The sequence below is a fragment of the Arthrobacter russicus genome (genome assembly GCF_031454135.1).
GTDB classification, from domain to species: domain Bacteria; phylum Actinomycetota; class Actinomycetes; order Actinomycetales; family Micrococcaceae; genus Renibacterium; species Renibacterium russicum.
Genome location: NZ_JAVDQF010000001.1, coordinates 2,874,755 through 2,895,241, shown reverse-complemented (window position 1 = coordinate 2,895,241; position 20,487 = coordinate 2,874,755). Strand labels below are relative to the sequence as shown.

Annotated in this window: 11 protein-coding genes; 3 read left to right on the top strand and 8 right to left on the bottom strand. The window is 64.6% G+C overall.

The window, feature by feature from the left end; all coding sequences use genetic code 11:
* Nucleotides 1-84: 84 nt before the first annotated feature.
* The 3 genes from JOE69_RS13445 to JOE69_RS13435 form a co-directional block, all read right to left on the bottom strand.
* On the bottom strand, nucleotides 85-1,461 hold the full coding sequence (locus JOE69_RS13445) for a hypothetical protein (protein ID WP_309799519.1): 1,377 nt from the start codon (nucleotides 1,459-1,461) through the stop codon (nucleotides 85-87).
* Nucleotides 1,462-1,539: 78 nt separating this feature from the next.
* The gene (locus JOE69_RS13440) at nucleotides 1,540-2,958 is read right to left on the bottom strand and encodes a hypothetical protein (protein ID WP_309799517.1); all 1,419 of its coding nucleotides are present in this window, start codon (nucleotides 2,956-2,958) and stop codon (nucleotides 1,540-1,542) included.
* 70 nt (nucleotides 2,959-3,028) lie between these two features.
* Nucleotides 3,029-4,150, bottom strand: coding sequence for a TIGR03364 family FAD-dependent oxidoreductase (locus tag JOE69_RS13435; RefSeq protein WP_309799515.1), 1,122 nt, complete (start codon nucleotides 4,148-4,150; stop codon nucleotides 3,029-3,031).
* 132 nt (nucleotides 4,151-4,282) lie between these two features.
* Here JOE69_RS13435 and JOE69_RS13430 point away from each other — a divergent pair, with 132 nt between their 5' ends.
* Nucleotides 4,283-5,083: a GntR family transcriptional regulator gene (locus tag JOE69_RS13430; RefSeq protein ID WP_296365863.1), complete on the top strand. Its 801-nt coding sequence runs from the start codon at nucleotides 4,283-4,285 to the stop codon at nucleotides 5,081-5,083.
* Nucleotides 5,080-5,763, top strand: a complete 684-nt coding sequence (locus JOE69_RS13425; protein ID WP_309799512.1) for a phosphonatase-like hydrolase — start codon at nucleotides 5,080-5,082, stop codon at nucleotides 5,761-5,763. Before JOE69_RS13430 ends, JOE69_RS13425 begins: the two co-directional genes overlap by 4 nt.
* A 6-nt stretch (nucleotides 5,764-5,769) precedes the next feature.
* Here the strand turns inward: JOE69_RS13425 and JOE69_RS13420 are convergent, their stop codons facing one another.
* Nucleotides 5,770-7,797: a heavy metal translocating P-type ATPase gene (locus JOE69_RS13420; protein WP_309799510.1), complete on the bottom strand. Its 2,028-nt coding sequence runs from the start codon at nucleotides 7,795-7,797 to the stop codon at nucleotides 5,770-5,772.
* Nucleotides 7,798-7,892: 95 nt separating this feature from the next.
* On the opposite strand from JOE69_RS13420, the gene JOE69_RS13415 reads away from it, so the two are divergent.
* The gene (locus tag JOE69_RS13415; protein ID WP_296365869.1) at nucleotides 7,893-8,183 is read left to right on the top strand and encodes an ArsR/SmtB family transcription factor; all 291 of its coding nucleotides are present in this window, start codon (nucleotides 7,893-7,895) and stop codon (nucleotides 8,181-8,183) included.
* 77 nt (nucleotides 8,184-8,260) lie between these two features.
* Here JOE69_RS13415 and JOE69_RS13410 read toward each other — a convergent pair whose 3' ends face one another.
* The 4 genes from JOE69_RS13410 to JOE69_RS13395 all read right to left on the bottom strand — a co-directional run bounded on the left by JOE69_RS13410 (nucleotide 8,261) and on the right by JOE69_RS13395 (nucleotide 20,478).
* Complete coding sequence (locus JOE69_RS13410) at nucleotides 8,261-9,466, bottom strand: hypothetical protein (protein ID WP_309799507.1); 1,206 nt, start codon at nucleotides 9,464-9,466, stop codon at nucleotides 8,261-8,263.
* Between the two features lie 196 nt (nucleotides 9,467-9,662).
* Nucleotides 9,663-13,562 carry a DNA-directed RNA polymerase subunit beta' gene (locus JOE69_RS13405; RefSeq protein ID WP_309799505.1) on the bottom strand — a complete coding sequence of 1,300 codons (3,900 nt, stop codon included), beginning with the start codon at nucleotides 13,560-13,562 and terminating at the stop codon, nucleotides 9,663-9,665.
* Nucleotides 13,563-13,729: 167 nt separating this feature from the next.
* Nucleotides 13,730-17,242, bottom strand: coding sequence for a DNA-directed RNA polymerase subunit beta (gene rpoB, locus JOE69_RS13400; RefSeq protein WP_296365875.1), 3,513 nt, complete (start codon nucleotides 17,240-17,242; stop codon nucleotides 13,730-13,732).
* 416 nt (nucleotides 17,243-17,658) lie between these two features.
* On the bottom strand, nucleotides 17,659-20,478 hold the full coding sequence (locus JOE69_RS13395; protein WP_309799503.1) for a hypothetical protein: 2,820 nt from the start codon (nucleotides 20,476-20,478) through the stop codon (nucleotides 17,659-17,661).
* Nucleotides 20,479-20,487: the final 9 nt, after the last annotated feature.

Sequence of the window (20,487 nt, the reverse complement as noted above, 5' to 3'; positions counted from 1 at the left end):
TTCAGCTGGCCTCCCGCTATGCAGCAGCCGTGAACTTGCCCAGAAATGCCAGGGCGGGGCTTGGCCCGCCAGCCGGCCGACCGGTCACAAAGACATCCGCAGGTGCCGTTCGAAGAATTCCCGCTTGTCCCAATCGAAGACCTTGTTCCAGAACCCGGAATGGTCCGCATCCCACTGCTTCATGGCCGCTTGGTAGAAGTCCTTCTTGTACCGACCAACCACATTGCGCCGGATCTGGTCCACGCCGCCCTGGTCCCGGATGAGCGCCTGCTTCACCCGCCCGGCGAAATCCGGGTCGGCCGCGCTGGTCGGTACGGCGGCTGCAGCTTGCGCCAACGCGGTCTGCAGATCGGCCAGCGCCTTCATTCCACCTTGGCTGCTCCCCGCGGCGCCGTTTTCCAGGACCCGGCAGTACTCGTCGGCATACCGGTCCGCGTCCCGGCTGCCTTGGTTGCCCAGATGCAGTCCCTGCTTCCCGGCATCGGTGTTGCCGTCGATTCGGCTCAACGGGAACAACGCGACTCCGGTGGCCAGCGCGATGCCGCCCAGCGGCGCGATGGCCGCCGCGCCGCCCACCGCGGCGATCCCGCTACCGGCACCCTCGGAAGCGGCCAGGGCAGCCTCTGCTGCAGCCTGGGCGGCTGCGGAAGCGGCCCGTTTCGCGAGCAGGTCAGCGATGATCGCGGTCCAATTCGGTTTGAAAGTGACTTCGATGCCCACTTTGACCTGGGCCTTCCTGGGCTCACCGTCACGGGTGTATTCCCAGGTGCCGGTCATCGCGCCGGTCAACTTGCCGATCGCGACGTCGAACTCTTTCGGATTCTTGGCGAATTTCTTCCACTCGAGACTGATCGCTGCGACCTCGACGCCGAAGGTCCCACCGACCTTGCCGCCGGCCAGGCTGAGCGAGGGCACCCCGACTTCGACCTCGCCGCTGCCGCCCAGTTTGAGTTCCTTGGCCGAGGCCTCGGCCGCCAATTTGAAGGTGCCTTCTTTGAACTCGACGCCGCCCAGGCTCTTCGCGATCTCGATCTTGAGCTGTTCCGCTTCGAACTTCACGCCTTGTTCCCGTACGTCCTTGTCCGGAGCAAACCCGACGCCCAAGGTGTTCTCCGCGCCGGTTTTCTCGACTGAGCCTTCCGCCTTGATCTCCCACTCCCCTTTGACCTTGCCCCAGTCGAACTCCCCTTTGACCGGAGGCGTGGCGAGCGAGCCCTTGGGCGCGATCTTCATGGCGGGAGACTCGGGCTCACGCTGCACCATCGACGAGGCGACCGCCGAGTTCCCGACGCTGGGCTGCAGTGCAAGTGCGTATTCCGGGCCGAGCTTGGCCATCGGCGGGGCAGCCGGGCGTCCTGCCCGGGCAACCGGCGCCGGCTTCCGCTCCCCGGCTGGCTGTTGTTGCGCGACCCGATCGAGTTTCATCCGGCCGTCCGGAAACGCAACGCTGTCCTCATGCATCCATCCTGGCCCGGACCCGGGATAGACGCCCGCCCTTTGGGGCAATCCTGCGAGCACTCTCCGCGCAGGGCGAGCCGCTCAGTATGCGTAGAGCGCCGATCTCAGGTTCCGGGCGAAGATCCCGCGGCGGCCCCAGCCTTCGCCGAGATTCTCCAGCCAGCTGAAGTCCGGCCGGTGCGCGGCTTCCCAGTTCTGCACGGTGTTCGCGAAGTACTTCTCCTTGAAGGCCTTTTCGAGTTCCTTCACCAATTGCTGATAACCGCCGTGCCGGTTCAGGATCTCCCGGCACAGTTCCTGGCGGGAAATCTCCTTGCCCGGGTTCTCCCGGGCAAGTTTCGCCATCGCCTGGTCCAGATGCTGCTCGGCCTCGACCGCTCCCGGCCCGGACCCGGATTTGTAGCCGGACATCACGGTCGCGTAGTCCGCAGCGTAGCCCGCGGCGGCACGCCTGCCGTCCTGCCCGGCGATCGCGCCGTCGACGGTGGCCTGGATGTCCGCGTCGATCCGGCTGAAAGCGTAGCCCAAGGCGGCCACCGACAACAACGGCAGCCCGATTGCCGCGGCTGCCCCGATGTAAGCGGTGGCGCCGACGCCGATTGCCCCCTCGCCGACCGCCGCGCCCGTCGCCGCAGCGCCTTCCGCAGCCCCGCCGGCCATTGCGGTTTCTGCGGTGCCGGAAACCACTTCACCGGCAGTCTGGGCTTGCCGGAGCAGCACTTCTTGGACGATCCTGGGCCAATTCGGCTTGAACCCGACTTCCGCGGTGAGCTTGCCTTGCACTTTGACCCGGCTGCCACCCAGCTCGACGACGAAGTTGGGGACTCCGCTGACCCCGAACTTGAGCTCTGCGAGCGTCACGTCGTCGGGGTTTTTCTGCATTTTCTCCCAGTCCACGCCGACCGCGGTCAGCTTGCCGCTGCCGGAGAGGTCGAACCACTTCAAGGGCGTTGCTGCCTTGAAATCCACGCCGGCGGAGAGGTCGAACTTCTTCCGGGACAGTTCAAAACCGAGCTTGACCTTGCGTTCGACCACGGTGAGCAGCCAAAGCTCCTGATGGAGTTTCTCCTTGAGCAGGGTGATCTCGGCTTTGGCCCCGGCATTGCGCTTGCCCGGTGAACCGAAATCCGAACCGGCCGCGCTGATCGAGGCAGCGGCAATGGCAGCTTCGACCGTGAACTCGAATTTGGTCTTGAGCGACCCCTTGACGAAGGAATCCTTCAAGAAGTCGCTTTTGCTCAGTTCGATTTCATAGCTGCCTTTCGGACCGACTCCGCCGGAGTGCCCGCCGGCCCTTTGCAACACTGGATCCGCAGCACTCCGCTGGGCCACGGCAGGTGTCCGGAGCAGCTCCGCGGTGGCGCCGTTGCCGGCACTGCGCTGCAGAGCGAGCAGGTTTTCCGAACCGAGCGTCGCGATCACCGGCGGCTCGGCACGACGCCGGGCGGCGGGCGCGGCGGTCACTGGCGCTTGGTGCTCCGCCGCCTGGTTGAGCTTCACCCGGCCTGCCGTCGTGGTCCTCGGTTCATCTTCCCATTCTGGTCCCGAGGCAGCCCGGCCGCACTGCCCCTTAGGACAGCCCTGCGAGCACCTTTTGCGCCAAACCGAAGGAGATCGTCATGCCGATGCCACTGGTGACGCTGACCGCCGTCGCCCGTTCCCCGACCGGTGCGATCAGATAGGGCTGTTGCGGACTCGCCGCGTAAACCCCTTGCCAACGCTCCAGGACCGTCAAAGGTCCACGTCCGATCACTGCACTGGCCCGGTCCAACAGCACCTCGCTCGTGGCCTCGGTCTGGAACGGCGCTTGCGACTTGCCGAGCACATGCGAGTCACCGACCAGCAAACTGCCGTCCGGGCGCTGGGTGAACATCACGTTCGCATCGATCTCCAACAACACCGGATCCGCTTCGGCCAGCTCCTGGCGCAGCCGCCGTGCTGCCGGCATCGCCGTGAACGCGGGGTAGCGCAGCATCGACGTCGTGGTCAGCACCGCGGGTGCCACTTCGAATCCATCCGGAGCAGCCACCCGGATCATCTGCAAAGCGCAACGGAAAACTTCCCGCTCGGCAGCCAGTTCGGGAAACAGGTAATCCAGATCGTGGCCGGCGCAAATCAGCGTATGACCGGCGGAAATTTCACCCCGGCTGGTCGTCGCACCAGCGGCGGTGAGTCCCAAGAAGCTGGTGTTCCAGAAGAATTGCACGCCCTGCCCGGCCAGCCATTGCGCCAAGCTTCCGACGGCTTCCCGCGGGTCCACCCGCAGATCGTCGCGCAGCCAGGCACCGCCGACGATCTCCGGTTGGCCGCCGGAAAGCGTTTCCCGGACCTGGTCCGCGGAGCGGAGCTGGATCTGCCCCATCGGCCGGCTCTGCGCGAGCTGTCCGAGCAGTTCCAGTTCGGTGTTGCTGCGGGCCACCGCGAGCGCACCCGATTCAACGGCGAAGAAGCCGGCGTTCCGGGCAGCGGCCAGCCAGCGCGGCCGGCCCGCGACCGCGAGGTCGAGCAGATCGCCGTCTTGCGCGGTGATGCAGCAGTGGCCGAAGTTCCGGATCGAGGCGCCGACGGCGTGGTGGTCGCGTTCCAGTACGACGACTTTGAGGCCGCGTTGCTGGGCTTCGAAGGCGTGCGCCAAGCCGATGATGCCGGCTCCGACGACGAGCAGATCCGCCTCGGCGATAAATGTGTTCATGCAGCTACTCTGCGGGCTGCGTCCGACTGGCTCAAGTTGAAAGCATACTTGTATAGACATGTTTGCCAAATGTTCATTTTGCAGCCCTGCAAAGCCGTTCAGCACGCCCATTGCGGAAGTTATGCTGAGGTGATGACAACCCCGCTTCACCTCAAGCTCAGCGAGGAATTCAGAAAACGGATCCATTCCGGCGTCTGGCCGCAAGGATCGCTGGTGCCCTCCGAGGCGCAACTCTGCGCAGAATTCTCTGTCTCCCGCGGCCCGGTACGGCAGGCGCTTGCGGCGTTGCGCCAGGACGGCAGCATCACCGGCGGCCGCGGCCGCTCCCCGATGGTCCGCGGCGATGTGCCTTCGCAGTCCTTCGGTACCTTCATGTCATTCACCCAGTGGGCCGAAAGCATCAATCGGGTGCCGGGCCAGAAGACACTCGAAATCGCCCGGCGGCCGGCCGGTGAATACGTGGCGGAACAGTTGGGCATCGATGCCGAGGATTCCGTCGTCGCGGTCTTCAGGCTGCGCTTCCTGGACGGCTCCCCCACGATGCTGGAACGCTCCCATTACGTGACCGAAGCCGGGAACCCGTTGTTCAACTTCGATACCGACAGCGGTTCCACTTTCCGCTACCTGCGCGAAAACGGCGTGGAACTCAGCTCGGCCCGGCACATCATCGATGCGGTGGCGGCGACCGATGAAGATGCGCACTATCTGGGCATCGAGCCCGGCGCCCCGCTGCTGCGGGAACGCCGGATCAGCTTCAGCGACGACGGCTCCCGGCTCGAGTACGGCGAAGACCGCTACCGCCCGGAGCTGACCAGCTTCATGATCGACAACACTTTGGCCAACCGCACCCCGCTGGCCAGGATCGACAACCCGGAACAACGCGCGGCGCGCCACCCGGAAAGCACCGGGTCCGAAAGCTCAGGAGAAGAATGATCGAGTTAGCAGTGTTCGATATGGCCGGAACCACCATCGACGATCACGGGCTGGTGTACCAAGCCCTGCGCGGCTGCGTCGAAGAAACCGGCGCTTCAGTGGCGCAAGCCGACCTGCAATTGTGGATGGGCACCGACAAAGTGACCGCAATCAACGCCTTGATGCGCTTGGGCGGCGTGGAGCCGGCCGGCGAGGCCGTGCATGCCGCCTTTGCCCGGTTCCGGGCCCTGTTGGCCGATTTCTACGCCGGGAGGCCCCCAATAGCGCTCCCCGGCGCAGAATCGGCTTTGCAGACGCTGCGCGGACGCGGCATCAAAATCGCGCTCACCACCGGTTTCGACGACGAGGTCGCCTACCCGCTGCTTGATTCGCTGGGCTGGTCGCTGGGCCCGGACGGGCTGTTGGACACCGTGGTCACCACGACTGACGTCCGGGCGGGGCGCCCGGCTCCCTACATGATCCATCGCGCGATGGAACGCACCGGTGCCCAGGACGTCCGGGCGGTGCTCTCCGCGGGCGACACCCTGGTCGACGTCCAGGCCGCGAATCAGGGCGGCGTACTGAGCGTCGGCGTGCTCACCGGCTCGCTGACCGCCGAGGACTTCGCGTCGGCGGCACCGGACTACGTGCTCTCCAGCGCCGCCGACGTTCCCACGCTGCGGGAAACCCAGCCCGCCTGACCCCGGTCAGGCGTTGACCGGGCGGGTTTCGTGGGTGATCCCCGCGTGCTCCTTGCCCAGGCCGAACCGGAGCAGGCGCAGCGCGTTGAAGACCACCAGCAACGACGAACCTTCGTGGATGAACACCACCGGGCCCATTTCCATGCCGAGCAAGCTCGCCGGGATCAGGAACGCCACGATCACCAAGGAGGCGATCAAGTTCTGCCGGATGATGTTGCTGCTGGCCCGGCTCAATTTGATCAGGAACGGGACTCGGCCCAGATCGTCGCTCATCAAAGCGACGTCGGCGGTTTCCAAGGCCACGGCGGATCCGGCAGCGCCCATCGCGATGCCCACGGTGGCGTTGGCCATCGCCGGAGCGTCATTGACGCCGTCGCCCACCATTGCGGTGTAGCGGCCCTGGCCGCCCATCTTGCCGATCGCAGCGACTTTGTCCTCCGGCATCAGCTCGCCGTGGGCGGTGTCCACGCCGACCTGCTTGCCGACCGCATCGGCAACCCGCTGGTTGTCTCCGGAGATCATCACCAGTTGCTGGACGCCATTCTGCCGCAGCGAATCGAGCACGTCTTTGGCCTCTTGGCGAGGCGCATCCATGACCCCGAGCACGCCCAGGAACCGGTCCCCGGACTTGACCACCATGGTGGTCCGCCCGGTGCCCTGCAATTGCTGGACCGCGGTCAGCAACTCACCCTCGATCGCCGCCCCGGACTCTTCGAAAAGCCGCAGGCTGCCGATCTGCACCAGCTCGTTGTCCACATACGCTTGGACACCGCGCCCGGTGACCGCCTGCAGGTCCAACGCTTCAGCCCTGCGGTCTGCGGGAACTTCACTGTCCAGGCCGCGGGTGATCGCTCCGGCCAACGGGTGGTCGCTGACCGATTCGAGCGCCAGCGCCAAACGAGACAGCTCGGCACGGTCCACGCCGGGCAGCGCCACGACGTCGGTCAACCGCGGCTGACCCCAGGTGAGCGTGCCGGTCTTGTCGAACGCCATGGCGTTGACCCGGCCCAGGTTCTCCAGTGCAGCGCCGCCCTTGACCAGCAAGCCGGCCTTGGCCGCCCGGGCCACTCCGGCAAGCACCGCAGCCGGCGTCGCAATCGCCAAAGCACAGGGGCTTGCGGCGACCAGCACCAGCATCGCCCGGTAGAAGCTGTCCGCGATCGGCTCGTTGAGGAACAACCAGCCAACCAGGAAGACGATCGCGACTACGGCGATCACGGCCGGCACGTAGAAGCGCTGGAAGCGGTCGATGAACCGCTGGGTGTTCGACTTGGTCGAATCCGCATCCCGGACCATGGCCACCACGCGGGACAGGGTGTTGTCCTTGGAAGCCACGCTGACCACGATCTCCAGCGGACCTGAGCCATTCACCGTGCCGGCGAAGACCTTGCCGGAATCGTCGATGGTGGAGGGGTTGTTGATCGCGGCACGGGACACCGCGCTCTTCTCCACCGGGATGCTCTCTCCGGTGATCGACGATTGGTCGACCGCGGAATTGCCGAGCACAACGAAGCCGTCGGCCGGGATCCGGGAGTTCGGCTTGACCAGGACCACTTCGCCCGGGACCAGTTCCTCCGTGGGGCGTTCCTCGATCTCGCCAGTAGCGGTGCGAACGAGTGCCGTCGGCGGTGCGAGTTCGGCAAGCGCTTCGATGGAGCGCTTGGCCCGGCCCATGGCGTATTCCTCGAGCGCGTGGCCGAGGCTGAACAAGAACAGCAGCACCGCGCCTTCAGCGAAGCGGCCTACGGTGGCGGCACCGATGGCGGCCACCAACATCAGGAAATCGACTTCGAAACGGCCGCGGCGGATCGAGCGGATCGCCGAGCTGAAGGTGAAGAACCCGCCGAAGAAGTAGGTTGCCAGGAAGAAGGGCAGAGCATAGGAACTCATCCCCGGGATCCAGTATTCGAATGCGGTGCCGATCAAGAAGGTCACGCCGGAGGCGATCGCGAAGCCCATCTCCAGCTTCGGGCTCCCCCCGTGATCGTGCGCGCCTTCCTTGTGGACATGAGGCTTGGTTTCGGTAATCGTCATGACTACAGTATACATTTAGATATCGACATATGTAAATATTTGAAGTTGTTGCTAATGATTATCAGATTCAGCAAACGCTAGGTGAAGATGGAACCGTGAAACTCAGCAACGAGCACGCCGAAGACTTGGCCCAAGTCATGCAGGCACTCTCCTCCCCCGGGCGGCTTTTGATCATGGCCCGGCTCGACGACGGCCCCTGCTCCGTGAGCACGCTGGTGGAAGATTGCGGGATGGCGCAGGCGACCATCTCGAACCACCTGCGGATCCTTCGGCACTTGAATCTGGTCAGCGGGCACCGCGACGGGCGCCAGGTGATCTATTCGCTGTTCGACCAGCACGTACAGGAATTCCTCAACCAAGCACTCGGCCACATCGACCACGGCTGAACCACACCACCCCTCGCCCAACCACCCCGCGCCCAACCACCCTGGGCGGGGCCAGTCAGGGGCTTCGGGGCTGCGGCTCAGCTCTGCGTACCGGGCGTCGGCCGGCTGAACTGCGCCACACCGTCCTTGAAGCCGAGGACTTGGCCGCCCAAGGAAAATGTCATCGCGTCGATGCTCGCGGTGCCGCTGCTGACGCTGTTCGAAAGATCGGCCGCGAAACTCGCAGTCCCGGGAGCCGTGCTCAACACCAGCCAGCCGATCGACGGGCTCCACTCCGCAATGCTCAGGGTGGGCCTGGTGACGATGCTCCACCGGGCGTTGCTGACCTGGTACTGCGAGAGCAGCGGATCATCCGCTTTGCCGCTGAACGGGCAGTCTTTGAGCACCGCCGTGCGCTGCGCCGCGCAAGCGTCTAAATACTGGTTCACCGCCGCCGTGATCGAAGCCTTTCCAGCTTCGTTCAGGGTTGCGGCCACCACCGCGTTCTGCGGCTTCGCACTGTTGAACCCCCGGACCTTCGCCGTCGCCTGATTGGTGGTCAGATCAGGATCTGAGTTGGCCGCAGCCACTGGGTAGTCCGCCGGCAGTGCTTTGACGCTGAGTTTTTTGAGCGATTCCGGCTGGGTCGCGGTCGCCGGCACCAGATCCGGTTTCAGGCCGACGCCGGCCACCGTCAGACCCAGTGAAGCCGGGCCGGCGAGCTGGACCGTCATCGTGGGCAGCACGATCGGATCCAGCCGCCACTTGTCGATGAAGAGCTCTTTCCCATCGAGTGAGAGCGCGAACTCTTCGGCATAGCTTTCGCCGCCTTGGGAAATTTCGGCGCTCACGGTGGCCTTGCCATTGGCGATCCGGGTCTGCCCGATACTGAATCCGCTGATTTTGTTCGACGCGTTCTGGTAAACGGCATCGTTGATCAGCGTCTTGTCCTGATCCTGGAGCACATTGCCGCTGAGCCGCATTGCATCTTCGGCCCGGCCCTCGACCAAGGCGGTCAGGAAGGAAGCCACCTGCTTCGCCGGTGCATTCCGCTCGCCGGCGTTGAACAGCCAAATTCCACCAGCGACCACCAGAAGCGCCAGCACCAGACCACTGGCGAGTAAGCCGAGCAGCAAAGCCCGCCGCGGTCGCTTCGGCGGCGCCGGGGCCGGTGTCTGTGCCGCGAAATACGGCTGCTGATAGGGACTTTGCCCCGGGTTCACCGGCAGCTCCCCGTTCCATGGCACCGTCGGGTCCACCGGCGTCTCTGGCGCCCCCTCCTGGGGGACGAAGTCGTTGCTCACAGCACTCCCTGACTCGGACAACTCGTTAGGCCATCCTACGGACAAAGCGTCCAGCATGTCTGCATCGAGTTGCCCGCAACGTCCGCCACGCGCGAGCTCCTCCTACTGGGCCGGGTTGCTCAGTGGGCAGAAACAAGTATGTCCCACCGAGCACCATGGCTCAGTGGGACATACCTTCTAGCTATTCAGTCTGTGCTCAGCGGTACTCTGAACCCAGATCGTAGTCGTCCAGCGGGATTGCGTGGAACTCGGGGGCCAGATCGCCACCGACTCCCGCGTAATCGAAGTCGCTGAACGCGCTCGGCGCGGTGAACAGGTTCGCCTTGGCCTCTTCCGTCGGCTCCACCGTGATATCGGTGTAGCGCGGCAGACCGGTTCCGGCCGGGATCAGCTTACCGATGATCACGTTCTCCTTCAGGCCGAGCAACGGATCGCTCTTGCCTTCCATGGCCGCCTGCGTCAAGACGCGGGTGGTCTCCTGGAAGGATGCCGCGGAGAGCCAGGACTCGGTAGCCAACGAAGCCTTGGTGATACCCATCAGCTCGTTACGTCCCGAAGCGGGCTTCTGGCCCTCGGACACCACGCGACGGTTTTCCGTCTCGAAGCGGCCGCGCTCAGCAAGCTCGCCCGGCAGCAGGTTCGAGTCGCCGGACTCGATGACCGTCACGCGACGGAGCATCTGCCGGACGATGACCTCGACGTGCTTGTCGTGGATGCCTACGCCCTGGCTGCGGTACACGCCCTGGACTTCCTCCACGAGGTGCTTCTGCGCGGCACGCGGGCCGAGCACTCGGAGCACCTGCTTCGGATCCACGGCACCGACGATCATCTTCTGGCCGACCTCTACGTGATCGCCATCGGCAACCAGCAGACGGGCCCGGCGCAGAATCGGGTACGCCAGTTCCTCGGAGCCGTCGTCCGGGGTGAGCACCAGACGCATCTGCCGCTCGGTCTCTTCGATCGTGATGCGGCCAGCGGCCTCGGCGATCGGAGCGACACCCTTCGGGGTACGGGCTTCGAAGAGCTCCTGGATACGCGGCAGACCCTGGGTGATGTCCTCGCCACGGCCGGCGGAAACCGCACCACCGGTGTGGAAGGTACGCATGGTCAGCTGAGTACCGGGCTCACCGATCGACTGCGCGGCGATGATGCCGACGGCCTCACCGATGTCCACGAGCTTGCCGGTGGCCAAGGAACGGCCGTAGCACTGGGCGCAGGTTCCGACCGCGGACTCACAGGTGAGCACCGAACGGACCTTGACTTCGGTGACGCCGGCCTTGAAGAGCTCGTCGATCAGCACATCGCCGACGTCGGCCCCGGCCTCGGCCAGCACCTTGCCCTTGGCGTCGGTGACCTCGGTCGCCAGGGTACGGGCGTACACCGAGTTCTCGACCTCTTCGTGCATGGTCAGCTCGCCGTTCGCGTCAGCGACGGCGATCGGCAGGGTCAAGCCGCGCTCGGTGCCGCAGTCGTCTTCGCGAACGATGACGTCCTGCGAAACGTCCACCAGGCGACGGGTCAGGTACCCCGAGTTGGCGGTACGCAGCGCGGTATCGGCCAGACCCTTACGGGCACCGTGCGTGGCGATGAAGTATTCCAAGACCGACAGGCCTTCGCGGTACGAAGACTTGATCGGACGCGGGATGATCTCGCCCTTCGGGTTGGCCACCAGACCACGGATACCGGCAATCTGCCGAACCTGCATCCAGTTGCCACGAGCACCGGAGGAAACCATCCGGTTGATCGTGTTGGAAGCGGAGAGGCTCTTGCGCATCGCGTCGGCCACGTCGTTGGTCGCCTGGTTCCAGATGTCGATGAGTTCCTGACGGCGCTCGTCGTCGGCGATCAGGCCCTTTTCGAACTGGGACTGCACCTTGGCGGCCTTGACCTCGTAGCCTTCGAGGATCGCCGGCTTGGCAGCCGGCACCTCGATGTCCGAGATCGCGACGGTGACGCCCGAGCGGGTAGCCCAGTAGAAACCGGCATCCTTCAAGTTGTCCAGCGTTGCCGCCACGACGACCTTCGGGTAGCGCTCGGCCAGATCGTTGACGATCTCGGAGAGCTGGCCCTTGTCCGCGACTTTCTCCACCCACGGGTAATCCGCCGGCAAAGTGTCGTTGAAGATGACCTGTCCGAGCGAGGTCTCGACCAAGGCCGGCTGACCGGGTTCCCAGCCTTCCGGAGCTTCCCAGCCCTCGTACGGCACGAAGTCGTCCAGCCGGATCTTGACCTTCGAGTTCAGGTGCAGCACACCGGCGTCGTGGGCCATGATCGCTTCGGACGGCGAGGTGAAGATGCGGCCTTCGCCAGCCGAACCGACCCGCTTGGTGGTCAAGTGGTACAGGCCGATGATCATATCCTGCGAAGGCAGGGTGACCGGACGGCCGTCGGACGGCTTCAGGATGTTGTTCGAGGAGAGCATCAAGATGCGCGCCTCGGCCTGGGCCTCGGGGCTCAGCGGCAGGTGCACGGCCATCTGGTCGCCGTCGAAGTCGGCGTTGAAGGCGCCACAGACCAGCGGGTGCAGCTGGATTGCCTTGCCTTCGACCAACTGCGGCTCGAACGCCTGGATGCCCAAACGGTGCAGGGTTGGTGCGCGGTTGAGCAGCACCGGGTGTTCGGTGATGATCTCTTCGAGCACGTCCCAGACCTGCGGGCGGTAACGCTCGACCATCCGCTTGGCGCTCTTGATGTTCTGCGCGTGGTTGAGGTCAACCAAGCGCTTCATCACGAACGGCTTGAAGAGCTCCAACGCCATCTGCTTGGGCAGACCGCACTGGTGCAGCTTCAGCTGCGGGCCGACGACGATGACCGAACGGCCCGAGTAGTCGACGCGCTTGCCGAGCAGGTTCTGCCGGAAACGACCCTGCTTGCCCTTGAGCATGTCGCTCAGGGACTTCAGCGGGCGGTTGCCCGGCCCGGTGACCGGACGGCCACGACGACCGTTGTCGAACAAGGAGTCGACGGCTTCCTGCAGCATCCGCTTTTCGTTGTTGACGATGATCTCCGGCGCACCCAGATCAAGCAGGCGCTTGAGCCGGTTGTTCCGGTTGATCACGCGGCGGTAGAGGTCGTTCAAGTCCGAGGTGGCGAACCGGCCACCGTCGAGCTGGACCATCGGGCGCAATTCCGGCGGGATCACCGGGACGGCGTCAAGCACCATGCCGAGCGGGCTGTTGTTGGTGGTCAGGAACGCATTGACGACCTTCAGACGCTTCAGGGCGCGGGTCTTGCGCTGGCCCTTGCCGTTCTGGATGGTGTCGCGCAGCGACTCCGACTCGGCTTCCATGTCGAAGTTCTCCAGGCGCTTCTTGATCGCCTCGGCGCCCATGGAACCTTCGAAGTACAGGCCGTAACGGTCGCGCAGTTCGCGGTACAGCGCCTCGTCGCCTTCCAGGTCGGTGACCTTGAGGTTCTTGAAGCGGTCCCAGACCTGCTCGAGACGCTCGATGTCGGCATCGGCACGCTTGCGGATGTTCGCCATCTGGCGGTCGGCCGAATCGCGGGCCTTCTTCTTGTCGGCAGCTTTCGCGCCCTCGCCTTCGAGCTTGGTCAGCTCGCCTTCGAGGTCGCGGGCGATGCCGGCGATGTCGGCATCGCGGGTGTCGACGAGCTGCTTCTTCTCCAGGTCGTGCTCGGCCTGCAGGTTCGGCAGATCGGCGTGGCGCATTTCCTCGTCCACGCTGGTGATCATGTAGGCCGCGAAGTAGATGACCTTTTCCAGGTCCTTCGGAGCCAAATCGAGCAAGTAGCCCAAGCGCGACGGAACGCCCTTGAAGTACCAGATGTGGGTCACCGGAGCGGCGAGCTCGATGTGGCCCATCCGTTCGCGGCGGACCTTGGCACGGGTCACCTCGACGCCGCAGCGCTCACAGATGATGCCCTTGAAGCGCACGCGCTTGTATTTGCCGCAGTAGCACTCCCAATCCCGGGACGGGCCGAAGATCTTCTCGCAGAAGAGGCCGTCCTTCTCAGGCTTGAGCGTGCGGTAGTTGATGGTTTCCGGCTTCTTGACCTCGCCGAAGGACCAATCGCGAATATCACTCGCGGTGGCCAGGCCGATCTGCATGAGGCCGAAGGTAGCTTCGCTGGACATAGGGTCCTATCTCTCTCATCTTGAATCTGAAGTCTTACGAAAAGTGTTGGCGGCTGGTCCGAACTGATGGGCCCTCGGGCCGCCGGAACGACCTGGCTTCGGTCGCCGGGCGACCTGTGCCAGCTAATATCCGGCTTTCCCCGAGGTCCACCAGTTCGGTGGCCTAGCTACACTTCTTCGACGGAGTTCGGCTCGGCCCTTGACAGGTCGATGCCGAGTTCCTCCGCGGCCCGGAAGACTTCTTCATCCGAGTCACGCATCTCAATCGTGTTGCCTTCGGTGGAAAGGACTTCCACGTTCAGGCAGAGCGACTGCATTTCCTTGATCAGAACCTTGAAGGATTCCGGGATGCCCGGTTCCGGGATGTTCTCGCCCTTGACGATCGCCTCGTAGACCTTCACCCGACCGTGGATGTCATCCGACTTGATGGTCAACAGCTCCTGCAGGGTGTACGCGGCGCCGTATGCTTCCAGCGCCCACACTTCCATTTCACCGAAGCGCTGGCCGCCGAACTGCGCCTTACCGCCCAACGGCTGCTGGGTGATCATCGAGTACGGGCCGGTGGAACGGGCGTGGATCTTGTCGTCCACCAAGTGGTGGAGCTTCAAGATGTACATGTAGCCCACCGAGATCGGGTCCGGGAACGGTTCGCCGGAGCGGCCGTCGAACAACCGGGTCTTGCCGGAGCGGTCGATCAGCCGATCGCCGTCGCGGGTCACATTGGTCGAGTCCAGCAAGCCGGAGATCTCTTCCTCGCGTGCACCGTCGAACACCGGGGTGGCCAGCGTCTGGTTGCGCGGGGCTTCCCGAGGCATGTTCGGCAGGTTCTTGACCCAGTCCGGCTCGCCTTCGATCTTCCAACCGGTCTTCGCGATCCAGCCGAGGTGCAATTCCAACACCTGGCCGACGTTCATTCGGCCCGGCACACCCAAGGGGTTCAGCACGATGTCCACCGGAGTGCCATCGGCGAGGAACGGCATGTCTTCGATCGGCAGGATCTTGGAGATGACGCCCTTGTTGCCGTGGCGGCCGGCGAGCTTGTCGCCATTGGTGATCTTGCGCTTGGCCGCGACGTAGATCCGGACCAACTGGTTCACACCGGGGGCCAGCTCGTCGTCGTTGTCGCGGTCGAAGACCCGGACGCCGATGACGGTTCCGGACTCGCCGTGCGGAACCTTGAGCGAGGTGTCGCGGACTTCCCGGGACTTCTCGCCGAAGATCGCGCGCAGCAGGCGTTCTTCCGGAGTCAGCTCGGTCTCGCCCTTCGGGGTGACCTTGCCGACCAGGATGTCGCCGGCGTCGACCTCGGCACCGATGTGGATGATGCCGCGTTCGTCCAGGCCAGCCAGGATTTCTTCGGAGACGTTCGGGATGTCCCGGGTGATCTCTTCAGCACCGAGCTTGGTGTCCCGGGCGTCGATTTCGTGCTCTTCGATGTGGATCGAGGAGAGCACGTCTTCGGAGACCAGGCGCTGCGAGAGGATGATCGCATCCTCGAAGTTGTGGCCTTCCCAGGACATGAACGCGACGAGCAAGTTCTTGCCGAGCGCCAATTCGCCTTGATCCGTGGCCGGGCCGTCGGCGATGATGCCGCCGACCTCAAGCCGGGCGCCTTCGGCAACCAGCACGCGTTGGTTGTAGGCGGTGCCCTGGTTCGAGCGGTTGTACTTGGCGATCCGGTAGTTGGTCTCGGTGCCGTCGTCATTGAGCATGACGACCAGGTCGGCCGAAACTTCGGTGACCACACCGGCCTTCTTGGCAATCACGACGTCGCCCGCATCAACTGCAGCAGCGCGCTCCATGCCGGTGCCCACAACGGGAGCCTCGGAACGGACCAACGGCACAGCCTGACGCTGCATGTTGGCACCCATGAGCGCGCGGTTGGCGTCGTCGTGCTCCAGGAACGGGATCAGCGCGGTAGCGACCGACACCATCTGGCGCGGGGAGACGTCCATGTACTCGACCTCGTCGGCCGGGATCAGCACGGGTTCGCCGCCACCGCCGCGCTGGCGGACCAACACTTGGTCTTCGATGAAGTTGCTCTTGGCGTCCAGCGGAGCGTTGGCCTGGGCGATCACGACCTCGACCTCGTCGTCCGCGGTCAGGTAGTCGACCTCGTCCGACACGTGACCCTTGGAAACCTTGCGGTACGGGGTCTCGATGAAGCCGAACGGGTTGATCCGCCCGTAGGAAGCCAAGGAACCGATCAGACCGATGTTCGGGCCTTCAGGGGTTTCGATCGGGCACATGCGGCCGTAGTGCGAAGGGTGCACGTCACGGACTTCCATGCCGGCACGGTCACGGGACAGACCGCCCGGGCCCAGCGCGGAGAGACGACGCTTGTGCGTCAAACCGGCCAGCGGGTTGTTCTGGTCCATGAACTGCGAAAGCTGGGAGGTTCCGAAGAACTCCTTAATCGCAGCGACGACCGGACGGATGTTAATCAGGGTCTGCGGCGTAATCGCTTCGACGTCCTGAGTGGTCATCCGCTCGCGGACCACGCGCTCCATCCGGGACAGGCCAGTGCGGACCTGGTTTTCGATGAGCTCGCCCACGGCGCGGATCCGACGGTTGCCGAAGTGGTCGATGTCGTCGACCTCGACGCGGAGCTCGTGCTCCTTGCCGTCGCGCTTGGCCATCAAGGTCTTCTCACCGGCGTGCAAGGCAACCAGGAACTTGATCATCGCGACGATGTCGTCGATGTCCAGAACCGAAGCACCCGGCGCGGAGAGCGCTTTGTCGATGCCCAGCTTGCGGTTGATCTTGTAACGGCCGACCTTGGCCAGATCGTAGCGCTTCGGGTTGAAGTAGAGGTTGTCGAGCAGCGTCTGCGCGGCTTCGACGGTCGGCGGCTCGCCCGGACGGAGCTTGCGGTAGATATCCAGCAAGGCGTCCTCGCGGGTAGCGGTCCCGTCCTTCTCCAAGGTGGCCCGCATCGAGTCGTACTGGCCGAACTCTTCGAGGATCTGGCTCTCGGTCCAGCCGAGCGCCTTCAGCAGCACCGTGACGGACTGCTTGCGCTTGCGGTCGAGGCGCACGCCGACCTGATCGCGCTTGTCGATCTCGAGCTCGAACCAAGCACCGCGGGACGGGATGATCTTCGCGGTGAAGATGTCCTTGTCGCTGGTCTTGTCCGCGGTGCGCTCGAAGTATGCGCCCGGCGAGCGGACCAACTGGGACACCACGACACGCTCGGTGCCGTTGATCACGAAGGTGCCCTTTTCGGTCATCAACGGGAAGTCGCCCATGAACACGGTCTGCTGCTTGATTTCACCGGTGTTGTTGTTCATGAACTCGGCCTTGACGTACAGCGGAGCCGCGAACGTCGCGTCGCGGTCCTTGCACTCGGCCATCGTGTACTTCGGATCGGCGAACTCCGGCTCCGAGAAGCTCAGGGACATGGTGCCCTGGAAATCCTCGATCGGGGAGATCTCTTCGAAGATGTCCGACAGACCGGAGGTAGTGGCTACACTCTCATCTCCGGCGTCGACCGCTTTGCGCATCCGTTCCTGCCAGCGCTGGTTGCCGACGAGCCAATCGAAGCTCTCGGTTTGCAGGGCAAGCAGATTCGGCACGTCAAGCGGCTCGTGAATCTTTGCGAATGAAATACGCCGGGTTGCACCATCCGTGCTGTCAGCGTTGTTAGCGGTTTCGTTATTAGAGGCGCTTGAGGCGACCAAGAGGGATCCTTCCACAGACCTTCAGGCTTTTCTGCGTCTCCCTGCGGCCGGAGAACCGGCGCTACCGCACTGCACACGCTGCCGAAGACGACTGCGTGGCGAGCCCACCGCTATATGAAGGCTGAGGGTAAACAGGGAAGATGCGAATATTAAGAATAGCTGATGCTTCCAAATATGTCCAGCCCATCAGAGTACGCCCCGGACTGCCGCTTGCGCAAGGACTTAATCAAGCGAGTTACCTGCTGATTGCCTGACAACTTCTCGGCCGGACAAGTGTCCTTGCCCCGTCCCCCGCCCGTCCAATTCGCAGGTTCGGTGGGCTCAGACGTCCCTGCCCACTGAAACCCCTGATTGGACGGGCGGGCCGGATGCCGGGGGCGGGGGCGGGGCTGATGCGGCAGCGCAGCACGGTGCTTTCAGAGCCTGACGCCGGCCCGGACCGCTTCGGCTTCTTCGCGGCGACCTGCGGATTCGAGCAGATCGGCGAATTCGACGCTGATCCCGCTGTGCGCCGGGCTGCCTTCCGGCAGCCGCTCCAGCGCGGCACGGAAGGCGGTGAAGGAATCCGCCAAACGGGATTCTTCAGCGAGCACCCGGCCGACCGCCAGTTCGGACATCGCCGCAGCCTGCCCGTCGCCGAGTGCGGCGAAGGCGTCAGCCGCAGACAGCAATTCGGCCACGCCTTCGGTGATCCGGCGCAGCGACAGCAGCCCGCGGCCTTTCGAATCATGCAGGTCGGCGACATTCCACTCGGCTTCTTGCGCGCCGGCCAAGCCGATTGCTTCGTCGAACTCGGCCAGGCCGGCCGGGTCGCCGAACCTGGATTTGGCCCGGGCCGAAATATCCAGTGCCTGCACCACCAACTGCGGAACCCCGGACTCCCGGGCCGCCGCCACCGCGATCTGGGCGACTTCCAAAACCTCCTCGTCCCGGGCGCCGATCAACAACTGGGCCAGATCGATGCCGGCCATCGCCAGCACATCGGAGTTCCCGACCGAGCCGGCAAGCTGCATCGCGGTGCTCCAGCTCCGATACGCCTCGCCGCCGAGCCCGGCGGCATTGGCCGCACGGCCGTGCCAGAGCAGGGTCATCGCGATCGAGCCGGGGTCCTCGCCGGCCGCCTCCTCGCGCTCCCGGACGCCGTCGAAAGTCTCCATCGCGAACTCGCTCTGGCCATTCCACAGCTGGTACTGCGCCAACTTGAAATCGATCGCGGCACGTTGACCGGGTTCCGATTCGGCCAGCGCCGCGTGCCGGGCAGCCTGTTGCGCGCGTTGCGCCGCAACATCGTCCTGTCCGGCGTCGCTGTACAACGCGGCGGCGAGCATCAGGGAATCGATGACGCTGTTCCGGGCCCCTGCCTTCAGGCAAAGATCCGCCCGCTGGTCGGCGAGTGCGGTGCCCGCCTGGAATTCGCCCTGACGGCCGTGCAAGCGGGCCCGGGCGCGCAACGCCGCTGCCGCATAAGGCGTCGGCAACTGGCCCGAGGCCAGAGCATTGTCCAAAAGTTCCGCTGCCTGGGCCAGCAGATCCGTGTCACTGGCGACTGAATAGAGGCTGCCGAACATCGCCAGAATCTCCGGCCGGTGGACCTCGTGCGTCATGGCCGGAACCGCTGCCAAAATGATTTTGCTTACCGAAATCGCTTCTTCAACCCGAACCACGCCCCACCACATGATCGCCAAGCGGCAGCCTAGCGCCACGATGGCGTCAGCATCGCCCTGTTGTTTCGCCGCCTCGAATTCAGCGAGCAGCAGGCTTTCATCCTGTTCAAGCCCGGCTCGACCAAAAAGCAATAGACCCAGGCGTTGTTCGACGTCGGCAAGGTAGTCCCGACCCTCCGCTCGGAGGAACTCCCCGCGCCTAGCCACCGCATAGACCGCTGCCACGTCCCGATCCAGGTTTACCAGGTTCGAGATCAGCAGTGTGGCAGCACTGGCCCTGATTCGGTCGGTTTCGGCCAGTCCGATAGCGGCTTCCGCTGCGGAGATCGCCGCTTCCGGATCATCCAGCAGACCGGAAGCGATATAGGCCCGTTCCAACCATTCTTCGGCCGTTGTGGGTTCGGTGACCTCGGGCAAGCTCGCCGCCACGAAAGTCTGCCCGTCCAAAGGCACCGGGTAGTGCTCGGTACCCGCGGCACGCATCGCGGCCACTTGCCCGGCATAATGCAGGTTGCCGTTGCGCTGGTCGAAAGCCTCCGCGAGCTTCTCGGCCGCAGCCCAGCTCGCCGCCGCCAGTCCGGAGACCGTGAAGCCGCCATCCTGGCCACCCAGGATCGGCTGCAGGCTCTTGGCGTCGGCGGCGCGCACCGGAAGCTCGGCGTGCCCGGCTGCGGCGACCGCGTCGAGCAGCGCTCCGTAGCCCAACAGGGCGTTGAACCGTCGGCCCAAGTCCAGCGGATCCTCCGGCAACAAGTGGATCGAGCGTTCCAAGATACTCAGGCCACGGGCCTCGTTCCCGGTCACCGCGCAGAACACCTGATGGTGCCAGAGCATCGGGAAACTGTCCGGACCCCGCATCGCCATCCGGTAGGCGCGCAAATGCGCGGTTTTGGCATCGTCCAGGCGACCTGCCCGGAGCAGCCTGAGCAACGAGTTCGACTCGCAGAATTCGGGCTCGTCGGCGCAACTGAGGTTTTGTTCGATGATTTCGTCGTAACGCGCCAAGGCCTCTGGCGCGCGGCCGGTGGCAGCGAAGAACTCGACGTCCTCGGACCGCACGCAGGCCTCGCAGTGACTGTAGTCGTCCCGCGGGATGGCCTCACGCTGATTCCGGAATTCCGCGGCCTGAGCCAATTGACCGGTGGTCGTCGCGGCAGAGAATTTGGCTTGCCAGACCCCGGAAAGCCCGACGCCGGCAGCTTGGTACCGGGCTTCCATCTCCTGGAGCATCTGGTCCAATTGGGCCAGGGAGAACGCCGGGTTGGCGCTCAGATGCCCGGCCATGTGCTTGAAGTACCACAGCAGGTCGTAGCCGTCCACGCGGTACGGGAACTGTGCCGGATCGGCGTCGTGCTTGCCCAGGCACCAGGTGAAGGCCGTCAGCCCGGCTTCGGTGTCCCCCACCATCGAGGCCGAGGCGATGAGGTGCAATCTGCTCAGGTAGGCCAGGTCCTCGGCACCGGCCGCGTCCGCTGCCGAGACCGCGGATTGCACCAACGCGATCTCTTCCGGACCGTAGGGCAGCGCTGCGCTCTGATCCAACAGGTCTTGTGCTTCTTGGCGGCTACTCACGGTTTCTCC

Bases quoted from the DNA above. Each gene is read 5' to 3' on its own strand.
- JOE69_RS13445 (WP_309799519.1), bottom strand. From the start codon at position 1,461: ATGCATGAGGACAGCGTTGCGTTTCCGGACGGCCGGATGAAACTCGAT.
- JOE69_RS13435 (WP_309799515.1), bottom strand. From the start codon at position 4,150: ATGAACACATTTATCGCCGAGGCGGATCTGCTCGTCGTCGGAGCCGGC.
- JOE69_RS13430 (WP_296365863.1), top strand. From the start codon at position 4,283: ATGACAACCCCGCTTCACCTCAAGCTCAGCGAGGAATTCAGAAAACGG.
- JOE69_RS13425 (WP_309799512.1), top strand. From the start codon at position 5,080: ATGATCGAGTTAGCAGTGTTCGATATGGCCGGAACCACCATCGACGAT.
- JOE69_RS13420 (WP_309799510.1), bottom strand. From the start codon at position 7,797: ATGACGATTACCGAAACCAAGCCTCATGTCCACAAGGAAGGCGCGCAC.
- JOE69_RS13405 (WP_309799505.1), bottom strand. From the start codon at position 13,562: ATGTCCAGCGAAGCTACCTTCGGCCTCATGCAGATCGGCCTGGCCACC.